At 68.8% G+C, this 11,485-nt stretch carries 12 protein-coding genes; 8 read left to right on the top strand and 4 right to left on the bottom strand.

The annotated features are described in order from the left end of the window. The first annotated feature begins 2 nt into the window (after positions 1–2). The 8 genes from urtE (at position 3) to ureG (ending at position 6,328) form a co-directional block, all read left to right on the top strand. Positions 3–695 carry an urea ABC transporter ATP-binding subunit UrtE gene (gene urtE, locus ACPTTF_RS04550; RefSeq protein WP_423370407.1) on the top strand — a complete coding sequence of 231 codons (693 nt, stop codon included), beginning with the start codon at positions 3–5 and terminating at the stop codon, positions 693–695. Between the two features lie 178 nt (positions 696–873). Beyond that, positions 874–1,749 carry an urease accessory protein UreD gene (locus ACPTTF_RS04545; protein WP_423370406.1) on the top strand — a complete coding sequence of 292 codons (876 nt, stop codon included), beginning with the start codon at positions 874–876 and terminating at the stop codon, positions 1,747–1,749. 236 nt (positions 1,750–1,985) lie between these two features. Continuing rightward, on the top strand, positions 1,986–2,288 hold the full coding sequence (gene ureA, locus ACPTTF_RS04540; RefSeq protein WP_006406310.1) for an urease subunit gamma: 303 nt from the start codon (positions 1,986–1,988) through the stop codon (positions 2,286–2,288). A gap of 8 nt (positions 2,289–2,296) precedes the next feature. Continuing rightward, positions 2,297–2,602 (top strand): urease subunit beta, encoded by a 306-nt coding sequence (locus tag ACPTTF_RS04535; RefSeq protein WP_048251499.1) that lies wholly within the window; start codon positions 2,297–2,299, stop codon positions 2,600–2,602. 31 nt (positions 2,603–2,633) lie between these two features. Continuing rightward, positions 2,634–4,340 (top strand): urease subunit alpha, encoded by a 1,707-nt coding sequence (gene ureC / locus ACPTTF_RS04530; RefSeq protein ID WP_423370405.1) that lies wholly within the window; start codon positions 2,634–2,636, stop codon positions 4,338–4,340. Between the two features lie 18 nt (positions 4,341–4,358). Beyond that, positions 4,359–4,997: an urease accessory protein UreE gene (gene ureE / locus ACPTTF_RS04525; RefSeq protein WP_423370404.1), complete on the top strand. Its 639-nt coding sequence runs from the start codon at positions 4,359–4,361 to the stop codon at positions 4,995–4,997. Then, complete coding sequence (locus ACPTTF_RS04520; RefSeq protein WP_423370403.1) at positions 4,984–5,664, top strand: urease accessory protein UreF; 681 nt, start codon at positions 4,984–4,986, stop codon at positions 5,662–5,664. The genes ureE and ACPTTF_RS04520 overlap by 14 nt, the downstream gene beginning before the upstream one ends. A 16-nt stretch (positions 5,665–5,680) precedes the next feature. Next, positions 5,681–6,328: an urease accessory protein UreG gene (gene ureG / locus ACPTTF_RS04515; protein ID WP_069746001.1), complete on the top strand. Its 648-nt coding sequence runs from the start codon at positions 5,681–5,683 to the stop codon at positions 6,326–6,328. Positions 6,329–6,391: 63 nt separating this feature from the next. On the opposite strand, the gene waaA is transcribed toward ureG, so the two are convergent. The 4 genes from waaA to ACPTTF_RS04495 form a co-directional block, all read right to left on the bottom strand. Then, positions 6,392–7,747, bottom strand: a complete 1,356-nt coding sequence (gene waaA / locus ACPTTF_RS04510) for a lipid IV(A) 3-deoxy-D-manno-octulosonic acid transferase (protein ID WP_423370402.1) — start codon at positions 7,745–7,747, stop codon at positions 6,392–6,394. Positions 7,748–7,784: 37 nt separating this feature from the next. Next, positions 7,785–8,669, bottom strand: a complete 885-nt coding sequence (locus ACPTTF_RS04505; protein ID WP_166957162.1) for a Kdo hydroxylase family protein — start codon at positions 8,667–8,669, stop codon at positions 7,785–7,787. Positions 8,670–8,704: 35 nt separating this feature from the next. Beyond that, positions 8,705–9,700, bottom strand: a complete 996-nt coding sequence (waaC, locus tag ACPTTF_RS04500) for a lipopolysaccharide heptosyltransferase I (protein ID WP_423370401.1) — start codon at positions 9,698–9,700, stop codon at positions 8,705–8,707. Positions 9,701–9,875: 175 nt separating this feature from the next. After that, positions 9,876–11,270 (bottom strand): phosphomannomutase/phosphoglucomutase, encoded by a 1,395-nt coding sequence (locus tag ACPTTF_RS04495; RefSeq protein ID WP_423370400.1) that lies wholly within the window; start codon positions 11,268–11,270, stop codon positions 9,876–9,878. Positions 11,271–11,485 lie beyond the last annotated feature (215 nt).

Raw genomic sequence — 11,485 nt, 5'->3', positions numbered from 1 at the left:
CGATGCTGAAGATCGATGCACTGAACCAGTACTACGGCGGCAGCCATATCCTGCGCAACGTGAGCCTCGCCGCCGACGACGGCAAGCTCACCGTGCTGCTGGGCCGCAACGGCGTCGGCAAGAGCACGTTGCTGCGCTGCCTGATGGGGGTCGTCGCCGCGAAAAGCGGCAGCGTGTCGTGGCGCGGCACGGCGCTCGGCGCACTGCCGCCGTATGCGCGCGTCGCCGCCGGGCTCGCGTACGTGCCGCAGGGCCGCGACATCTTTCCGCGGCTGACCGTCGAGGAAAACCTGCTGGTCGGCGCGGCAAGCCGGAAAGCGCCGTCGAAGGTGCCCGACCGCATCTACCACCTGTTCCCGGTGCTGAAAGACATGCGCGCGCGGCGCGGCGGCGACCTGTCGGGCGGCCAGCAGCAGCAGCTCGCGATCGGCCGCGCGCTGATGAGCGAGCCGCAGCTGCTGATCCTCGACGAGCCGACCGAAGGCATCCAGCCGTCGATCATCCAGGACATCGGCCGCACGCTGCGCCAGCTCGTCGACGAATCGAGGATGACCGTGCTGCTCGTCGAACAGTATTACGACTTCGCGCAATCGATCGCGGACAGCTACTGGGTGATGAGCCGCGGCGAGATCGTCGCGGGCGGCGACGCGCGGGACATGGAAGCGAACGGCGTGCGCGAGCTGATCGCGGTGTGACGCGCGGCACGGCGGTAGGCACGGCGGCAGGCACCGCGGTAGGCACGGCAACGGGTACCGGCGGCCGGTTCGCGACGCGCCCGCACGCGGCGCTTTCAACGAACGCGGCATCTGCATTATTGTTCCGGTAGTATCCACGTTCTTCGCGCCCGTTTCCTTCGTTTCCCGTTCGCTGCCGATGTCCGCCCCCGATTCGCACGCCCCGCTGTCCCGCCCCGCCGTCGCCAAGTCGTGGCGCGGCCGCCTCGAACTCGGCTTCGAGCGGCACGGCGCGCGCACGACGCTCGCGCACCGGCTGCACGACGGCCCGCTGCGCGTACAGCGGCCGCTGTACCCGGAAGGCGACGCGATCTGCCATGCGGTGATCGTCCATCCGCCGGGCGGCGTCGCGGGCGGCGACCGGCTCGACATCGACATCGCGCTCGGCGACGGCACGCATGCGGTTTTGACGACACCCGGCGCGACCAAGTGGTACAAGTCGAACGGCCTCGACGCGACGCAGCGCATCGGCATCACGGTCGGCCGTGACGCGAAGCTCGACTGGCTGCCGCAGAACAACCTGTTCTTCGACGCAGCGCATGCGTCGCTCGATTTCACGGTGACGCTCGGCACGGGCGCGAGCGCGATCGGCTGGGACGCGACGCAGCTCGGCCGGCAGGCGGCCGGCGAAACCTGGTCGGCAGGACGCATCGCGTCGACCTCGGCGCTCGTCGATGCCGACGGCCGGCCGCTGTGGACCGAACGCGCGCTGCTCGACGCACGCGATCCGCTGCGCGGCGCACTGCAGGGCCTCGCCGGTTTTCCCGCATACGGCACGCTGTGGGCCGCCGGCGCCGCGTGCGACGCCGCGCTGGCCGAATCGCTCGCAGCCCGGATGCCGTTCGACGACACGCTGCGCGCGGGCGCGACCTGCGTGACACCCGGCGTGGTGCTCGTGCGCGCGCTGTCGACATCGATGGAAGCGCTGCAACGCCACTTCACCGACTGCTGGCTGCATCTGCGGCCGATCGTGCACGGCGTCGACGCTCGGCCGCTGCGCCTCTGGCAAACCTGAGCGCGTTCGCGCCGCGCACCGTTTCAGCGCAACGCCTCATCAGGCGCTGCACGTTACCCATGCACGACGCACCACGAACGCGCATCGCGCACCATGCGACAGGCATGGCACGCGCCTTGCTCCTTACATAACCGATACGCAACGCACGCAAAACAGCGCGGTGCTACGATGACCCGCGCGTTCGCTCCGTTGCGCACGCACCGATAAAAATTACGTTTTCCTGAACGTTTGCCTTCATGAAACTGACTCCCCGAGAGAAGGACAAGCTGCTGATCTTCACGGCAGCGCTGCTGGCCGAGCGCCGTCGCGCGCGCGGCCTGAAGCTCAACTATCCGGAGGCGGTCGCCTTCATCACCGCCGCGCTGATGGAAGCCGCGCGCGACGGCAAGACGGTCGCCGAGGTGATGCATTACGGCACGACGCTGCTCACGCGCGACGACGTGATGGACGGCGTGCCGGAGATGATTCCCGACATCCAGGTCGAAGCGACCTTCCCCGACGGCACGAAGCTCGTGACCGTCCACCACCCGATTCCGTGAGGCCCCGCATGATCCCCGGCGAAATCCTCACCGACGACGGCGACCACGAACTGAACGTGGGCCGCGAAACGCTCACGCTCGTCGTCGCGAACACCGGCGACCGCCCGGTGCAGGTCGGCTCGCACTACCACTTCTTCGAAGTCAACGACGCGCTGTCGTTCGATCGCGCGGCCGCGCGCGGCTTTCGCCTGAACATCGCGGCCGGCACCGCCGTGCGTTTCGAGCCGGGCCAGACGCGCACGGTCGAGCTGGTCGCACTCGCGGGCGATCGCGCCGTCTACGGTTTTCAGGGCAAGGTGATGGGGCCGCTGTAAGCCGCGCCCCGCTCTTCAGGAACAGCACGACATGACACTACGCTTGAGCCGCCGCGCGTACGCGGAAATGTTCGGGCCGACGACGGGCGACCGCGTCCGGCTCGCCGATACCGAACTGCTGATCGAGATCGAACGCGATTACACGACCTACGGCGAGGAAGTGAAATTCGGCGGCGGGAAAGTAATCCGCGACGGGATGGGCCAGTCGCAGCGCGTGGCGGCCGACGTGCCCGACACGATCATCACGAACGCGGTGATCCTCGATCACTGGGGCATCGTGAAAGCCGACATCGCGATCAAGCACGGCCGCATCGCCGCGATCGGCAAGGCCGGCAATCCCGACATCCAGCCGGGCGTGACGATCGCGATCGGCGCGGCGACCGAAGTGATCGCCGGCGAAGGGTTGATCGTGACGGCCGGCGGCATCGACACGCACATCCACTTCATCAGCCCGCAGCAGATCGACGAGGCGCTCGCATCGGGCGTCACGACGATGGTCGGCGGCGGCACGGGGCCGGCCACCGGCACCAACGCGACGACCTGCACGCCGGGCCCGTGGCACATGGAGCGGATGCTGCAGGCCGCCGACGGCTGGCCGATCAACCTCGGCTTCCTCGGCAAGGGCAACGCGAGCCTGCCGGAACCGCTCGTCGAGCAGATCGCGGCCGGCGCAATCGGGCTGAAGCTGCACGAGGACTGGGGCACGACGCCCGCCGCCATCGACAACTGCCTGTCGGTCGCCGACGACACCGACACGCAGGTCGCGATCCACACCGACACGCTGAACGAAGGCGGTTTCGTCGAATCGACGGTCGCCGCGTTCAAGGGCCGCACGATCCACACGTACCACACCGAAGGCGCGGGCGGCGGCCATGCGCCCGACATCCTGAAGGTGTGCGGCGAGGCGAACGTGCTGCCGTCGTCGACCAACCCGACGCGCCCGTACACGATCAACACGCTCGACGAGCATCTCGACATGCTGATGGTGTGCCATCACCTCGATCCGTCGATCGCCGAGGATCTCGCGTTCGCCGAATCGCGGATCCGCCGCGAGACGATCGCGGCCGAGGACATCCTGCACGATCTCGGCGCGCTGTCGATGCTGTCGTCCGATTCGCAGGCGATGGGCCGCGTCGGTGAAGTGATCATCCGCACGTGGCAGACCGCGCACAAGATGAAGGTGCAGCGCGGCGCGCTGCCGGAGGACACCACACGCAACGACAACTTCCGCGCGAAGCGCTACGTCGCGAAGTACACGATCAACCCGGCGCTCACGCACGGCATCGCGCACGAAGTCGGCTCGATCGAACCCGGCAAGTGGGCCGACCTCGTGCTGTGGGAACCGGCGTTCTTCGGGATCAAGCCGTCGATGATCCTGAAGGGCGGGATGATCGCGATGGCGCAGATGGGCGACCCGAACGCATCGATCCCCACGCCGCAGCCGGTCCACTATCGCGAGATGTTCGCGACGCGCGGCGGTGCGCTCGCGCGCACGTCGCTGACCTTCGTGTCGCAGATGGCGGCCGATGCGGGCATCGCGGAACGCTACGGCCTCGCGAAGCGGATCGTGCCCGTGCGCAACTGCCGCAACGTGACGAAGGCCGACATGATCCACAACGCGTGGCGCCCGTCGATCAGCGTCGATCCCGAAACCTACGACGTGATCGCCGACGGCCAGTTGCTCACCTGCGAGCCGGCGACGGTGCTGCCGATGGCGCAGCGCTATTTCCTGTTCTGATTTCCGGTTCCCCGTTTCATGCGCACTCTCGACAAACGCATTGCCCCGAACGTGAAACTCGCCGCGTCGCTCGTCGCGCGCGCGCCGACGCTCACGCTCGCCTATGACGCCCGCTGCAAGAGCCGCCTCGCGGCGACGCTCGACACCGGCGAGGACGTCGCCGTCCTGCTGCCGCGCGGCACGATCCTGCGCGACGGTGACGTGCTCGTCGCCGACGACGGCGCGCTCGTGCGCATCGCCGCGGCGCCCGAAACCGTGCTGCGCGTGCGCGCGGCCGACCCGCTCACGCTGATGCGCGCCGCCTACCACCTCGGCAACCGTCACACGCCGGTCGAGATCGGCGACGGTTACCTGAAGCTCGAAGCCGACCCGGTACTCGCCGACATGCTGCGCCGGCTCGGCACGCAGGTCGAGGAGACACTCGCGCCGTTCCAGCCGGAAGCCGGCGCGTACGGCGGCGGCCACAAGCACGGGCATGACGCGACGTTCGCCGAGGACTACGCGCTTGCGCAGCAGGTGTTCGACGAACATCACGGGCACTCGCATTCGCACGATCACGATCACGATCACGATCACGATCACGATCACGATCACGATCACGATCATCAGCATGGTCCAGGCTGCACGCATGGCCATCACGGTCATGACCACCACTGAACTCGTCACGCTGCTGCACCTCGCGTCGCCGGCGCTGCCGATCGGCGCGTTCAGCTATTCGCAGGGGCTTGAAGCGGCGCTCGACGCAAACCTGATCCACGACGCGGATACCGCGCGCGACTGGATTGCGAGCGGCCTGACCGACGTGCTCGCGCACGGCGAGCTGCCGTTCCTCGCACACCAGCTCGCGCGCTGGCATGCGCACGACGCGGCGGCGCTCGTCGCCGAGAATGCGTGGTTCATCGCGAGCCGCGAATCGGCGGAACTGCGCCGCGAGACCGAACAGATGGGCTGGTCGCTCGCGCAATTGTGCGCGTCGCTCGAATGGGGCGATGCCGCACGCCGCGCGACGCTCGCGTCGATTTCGCCGATCGCGCTACCGACCGCGTTCGCATACGCAGCCGCCGCGCACGACGCGAGCGCCGACGCCGTACTCGCCGCGTACGCATTCAGCTGGGTCGAGAACCAGACGTCCGCCGCGCTGAAGGCCGTGCCGCTCGGCCAGCTCGCCGGACAACGCATCATCGTCGCGCTGCGCGGCGCGGTCGACGCGGCCGTACGCCGCGCGCTCGCAACGCCGCCCGACGCCGTCAACACGTTCGCGCCGCAGCTCGGCATCCTGTCCGCGCGGCACGAAACCCAGTATTCGCGGTTGTTCCGCTCCTGAACACACGACACACGCCATGAACGCACCCGCTCCCTCCTCCGCCCGCCGCACGAAGAAACTGCCGCCGCTGCGCGTCGGCATCGGCGGCCCCGTCGGCTCCGGCAAGACCACCCTGCTCGAAATGCTGTGCAAGGCGATGCGCGAGCGCTACGACCTCGTCGCGATCACCAACGACATCTATACGAAGGAAGACCAGCGGCTGCTGACGGTCGCGGGCGCGCTGCCCGAGGAGCGCATCATGGGCGTCGAGACGGGCGGCTGCCCGCACACGGCGATCCGCGAGGATGCGTCGATCAATCTCGAGGCCGTCGACCGGATGCTGTCGCGCTTTCCCGACGCCGACATCGTGTTCATCGAATCGGGCGGCGACAATCTCGCGGCAACCTTCAGCCCCGAGCTGTCGGACCTGACGATCTACGTGATCGACGTCGCGGGCGGCGAGAAGATTCCGCGCAAGGGCGGCCCCGGCATCACGAAGTCCGACCTGCTCGTGATCAACAAGACCGATCTCGCGCCGCTGGTCGGCGCGAACCTCGACGTGATGGCGTCCGACACGAAGAAGATGCGCGGCGAGCGGCCTTACGTGATGACGAACCTGAAGGCGCTCGAAGGCGTCGCGGACGTGATCGCATTCATCGAGAAGAAGGGCTTGCTGACGGTCTGAGCGGCGCGGCGGCGCCACACGGTGCCGCCACGCATGCACCCGGCGGCATTGCACCGCCTTCGCCTAGTCGTCGGACGTGTCCTGCGCGTCCTGCAGCGCGCGCGCGCCGCGTTCGGCGGGCGGCAACAGTGCCGCGAGCACGTCGACCGTGCGCGCGGTCGCGCCGCGGTGACGCGCCGCGAAGGCCGCGCCGGCCGCACCCATCGCGATGCGCCGCGCCTTGTCGGCAAACAGCGCGTCGAGCACGTGCGCGAGATCGAGCGGATCCTCGACCTGCAGCGCCGCGCCCGCCGCGACCGCGTCGGCAGTCGCCTGCGTGAAGTTGAATACGTGCTTCCCGATCAGCACCGGCACGCCGACCGCGCACGCTTCGATCAGGTTCTGGCCGCCGAGCGGCAGCAGGCTGCCGCCGATGAACGCGACGTCGGCGGCCGCGTAATACGCGCCGAGCTCGCCCATCGAATCGCCGAGCAGCACCGTCACGTCGTCCGGCAGCGGTTCGGCAGCCGGCCGGCCGGCTGCGAGCGCCGCCGCGTCGGCCACCCATGCGGAGCGTCGCACGCACTTGAGCCCGTTGCGCTCGACGAGCGCCTCGACCTCGGCGAAACGCTGCGGATGACGCGGCACGAGCACCAGCAGCGCGCCGGGCGTACGCATCGCGGCGAACGCCTGCAGCACCAGCGCCTCCTCGTTCTCGCGCGTGCTCGCGGCGACCCACACGGGCCGCGCGCCGATCGCGTCGCGCCACGCATGGCCGCGCGCCGCGAGTTCCGGCGGCGTCGTCATGTCGAACTTCAGGTTGCCGAGCACGGTCACGTTGCGCGCGCCGAGCGACGTCAGCCGCTCCGCATCGGCCGGGCTCTGCGCGAGCACACGCGAGAAGCCGCCGAACACGTCGTGCGTCGCCGCGCCGAATTTCCCCGCGCGACGGAACGAACGCGCGGACATGCGCGCATTGGTCAGCACCAGCGGCACGTCCGCGCGGCGGCATTCGTCGATCAGCGTGGGCCACACCTCGGTTTCCATCACGAGGCCGAGCGTCGGGCGCCATGCGTGCAGGAAACGCCGCACCGCACCGGGCATGTCGTACGGCAGGTAGCAGCGCAGCACGCGATCGCCGAAGATCTGTTCGCCGGTCGCACGGCCGCTCGGCGTCATGTGCGTGAGCAGGATGCGTGCATCGGGGCGCACGCGCATCAGCGCGTCGATCAGCGGCTGCGCCGCGCGCGTCTCGCCGACCGATACCGCATGCACCCAGATCAGCGGCGCGCGTTCGTCACGCGAGCGGCCCGTCACGTAGCCGAAACGTTCGCCGATGTGCTCGCGATAGCCACGCTCCTTGCGCGAGCGCACGTAGAGCCGGATGACAGCGACAGGAGCGACGAGCCACCACAGCGCGCGATAGATCGCCCTCAGCATGCGGCAGCCCTCGTATTGAATCGAAGCAGGTGTGCGCTCAAACCAGCGCCCTGCCCTGCAGGCGTTCGAGAATGCCGAGCGGCGCGCATTCGCGGCGAACCATCGCGTCGACCGGCAGGAAGAAGGTCTGCTCGAGCATGAACTGGCCGGACATCACAGCGTGCGAAGTCTGATCCGAGAAACATATCCACACGCAGCCCGGCGGAAACGGCATCGTCTCCTGCGGGCTCGTCTTCTGGTAGTCGAGATCGGCCTTCATGCTGTCGTGGAGGTTCAGCATCAGGTGGTCGTACGCGCTGCGCGGCGACTTCGTCACGTGCAGCAGGTTCAGCAGCCACGCAGCGCCCGGCAGTTGCGGCTTGATCGACGGCAGGAAGCGCTTCGCGACGTCCTCGAACGGCTCGCCGACGCGCCACACGCGCGGCACGCCGGCCGGGTTCACGTTCGTGAACACGCGCAGGATGCGCTCGCCGTAGTTGGGCCGCGACGGGAACGCGTCGACGTGCAGCCGGCTGTCGTCCTTGCGCCACGATGTCTGGCGCGTCTCGACCTGCATCAGCCGCAGGCTCGTCGGCGCGACGCGCAGCTTGCCGCGGTATTCGGGAAACAGGCCGTCGACGAGCGTGCCGGCCTGCTGCTGGAAGCGCGCGACGAGCGCGCGCACGGCCGACTGCGTGACGCTGTCGCCGAGCACGCCGGCGAGCGCGCCGCCGTTCGGCGCGAGGCTGATGTTCTTGCGTTTCGGGTCGGCGAGCGCCGGATCGAGCAGCGCTTCCTCGCCGCCTTCGATCGCGAAGCGCAGATGCGGGAAATACAGCACCTTGCCTTCCTCGACGGCGGCCAGCAGTTGCTCGCGCGGCGCCGACAGGTTGTGTCCGCTCCAGTCGGCGGACGGGACTTCGATGATCTGGGATTCGCTCATGATCGGTTCGCGTGGGTTCGTGCGTATGGCAGGCGTTACAGGAGGCCGAAGCCCGCGAGCGCCGACTTCACCTGCGCGATCGACGGGGGCTGCCCCGCCGTGCCGAGATTGACGACGTTCGGCGACCAGTAGCCGCCGGTCCGCCAGGCCGTCGCGAAATTGTACAGTTCGACCGTCGGACGCTTCAGCGCCGCCGCGATGTGAACCAGACCTGTATCAACCCCGACGGTGGCGGCCGCGCCGTCGATCAGGCCGACCACGGCCGGCAGCGACAGCCGCGGCGGCACGATCGCCGCCGCGCCGAACTCCTTCGCGAGCCGCTCGCTGGTCGCGCGTTCCGCGTCGTTGCCCCACGGCAGCACGAGCGACGCGCCGCGCCGCACGAGCGCCTGGCCGAGCTCGATCCACGCGGCGTCCGGCCACTGCTTGTCGGCGCGCGACGTCGCATGGACGAACACCACGTACGGCACCGGCAGGTTCAGGCCGAGCGCGGCCACCGCGAGTGCCGCCGCGCGCGTATCGAGGCCGAAGTCGACCGGATCGGCCGGCGTCGGCGCCGGGTCGCCCAGCGCGGCCGCGACGAGTTGCCGCGAGCGCTCGACGACGTGCGTGCGCGGTGCGATCGGCACGCGCTTGCGGTAGAAGAAACGCACGGGCCATTCGTAGCCGGCGCCGTCGGTACGGTTGCCGAGCCCGACGAGCGGGCCGCGCGCCCAGCTCGCGACCCAGGCCGTCTTGATGAGGCCCTGGCAGTCGATCACGAGGTCGTACTGCTCGGCCGCGAGGCGCTGGCGGAAGGCACGGATCTCGCGCCACGTGGCGCCCGAGAACGGCTTCTTGCGCCAGCGGCGCAGCGAGAACGGCAGCACGTCGCGCACGCCGTCGACGAGCTTCACGAGGTCGACGAAGCTTTCCTCGACGAGCCAGTCGATCTGCGCATCGGGGTGGCGGCGCCGGATATCGGCGATCACCGGCATGTTGTGCACGACGTCGCCCAGCGACGACACGCGCACGATCAGGATCTTTTGCACGCTGAAAAAACGCCGGCTGGCAGCCGGCGACAAGCATAAAGGGGGGATTTTATCGCGCCCGGGGGGCCAGACAGACAAAAAGCGGCCGCACGCCTTTGGCGTGCGCCGCTTTTCGGGGATGGCGCGACGATTGGACCCACCCTCGCGCCGTTGGCGGCCCGCCGGCCGCCGATGCTCAGAACGGCAGCTTGACGTCCGGCTTCGCGGCCGTCAGCACGCGGCGGAAGTCCTCCTGGATGCGCTCGAGCCCTTCCTGCGTCTCGGCTTCGAAGCGCATCACGACGACCGGCGTCGTGTTCGACGAACGCGCGAGGCCGAAGCCGTCCGGGTACTCGACACGCAGGCCGTCGATCGTCACGACTTCCTCGGCGCCGTCGAACTTCGCTTCTTTCTGCAGCTTGTCGATCAGGCGGAAGTTCTCGCCTTCGTCGAGCCAGAGCTGCAGTTCGGGCGTGCTCATCGCGTCCGGCAGCCCGTTCAGCAGCGCGCTCGGGTCGGCCGTCTTCGTGAGGATCTCGAGCAGGCGCGCGCCCGTGTAGAGACCGTCGTCGAAGCCGTACCAGCGATCCTTGAAGAACACGTGGCCGCTCATTTCACCGGCGAGCGGCGCACCCGTCTCGCGCAGCTTCGCCTTCACGAGCGAGTGGCCCGTCTTCCACATCAGCGGTTCGCCGCCCTTCGACTTGATCCACTGCGCGAGGTGACGCGTGCACTTCACGTCGTAGATGATCTGCGCGCCCGGGTTGCGCGACAGCACTTCTTCCGCGAACAGCATCAGCTGGCGGTCCGGATAGATGATCTGGCCGTCCTTCGTGACGACGCCGAGGCGGTCGCCGTCGCCGTCGAACGCGAAGCCGATTTCGGCGTCGGTGTCCTTCAGCGCCTGGATCACGTCCTGCAGGTTTTCCGGGTGGGCGGGATCGGGGTGGTGGTTCGGGAACGTGCCGTCGATGTCGGTGAAGCGCTCGACGAGTTCGCAGCCGAGCGCCTTGAACAGGCGCGTCGCAAGCGGGCCGGCCACGCCGTTGCCGGCGTCGACGACGAGCTTCATCGGGCGGGCCGGCTTGATGTCGCCGACGATGCGCGCGATGTATTGGTCGGCCACGTCGAACTGTTCGTACGAGCCGCTGCCCGTCTCGAAGCGCTCGTCGACGATGCGGCGGTACAGCGCCTGGATCTGCTCGCCGTAGATCGCGCCACCGCGCAGCACCATCTTGAAGCCGTTGTAGTCGGGCGGGTTGTGGCTGCCCGTGACGACGATGCACGAATCGACGCGGCGCTCGCCGCCCTTCAGCGCGAGCGGCACGTTCGCCGCGAAATAGCCGACCGGCGTTGGCACCATGCCGACGTCGACGACGTCGACGCCCGCCGCACGCAGGCCGTCGGCAAGCGCGCCGACGAGGTCCGGCCCGGACAGGCGGCCGTCGCGCGCGACGACGACCGCATCGCCGCCCTGCGCACGCACTTCGCTGCCGAATGCCCGGCCGATCGCGCGCGCGGTGTCGGTGTCGAGCGTCTTGCCGACCACGCCACGAATGTCATATGCCTTGAAGATGGATTGGGAGATCATCGATTCTCTTCTCTCAGTTGCGTGCATGGAAAATTGTCTGGCTTGCCTGGCCGCCGCTCGCCGGTGCCGCGCATGATACATGCTGGCCCGGCGCGGAGCGCAACCACTGGCGCGCAACGGCGGGAGCGACCCCGATCCCACTTATAATCGCGGGTTTTGATGACGCGCATGCCGCCCATTTTAATGCCTAGCCGTCCCGCCGCCGCCAACCCGCA

It is taken from the genome of Burkholderia crassaminum, from assembly GCF_964265005.1.
In the GTDB taxonomy this organism is placed as follows: Bacteria; Pseudomonadota; Gammaproteobacteria; order Burkholderiales; family Burkholderiaceae; genus Burkholderia.
The sequence above is the reverse complement of the archived record's forward strand: the minus strand, read 5'-3'. Positions and strand labels throughout refer to the sequence as shown.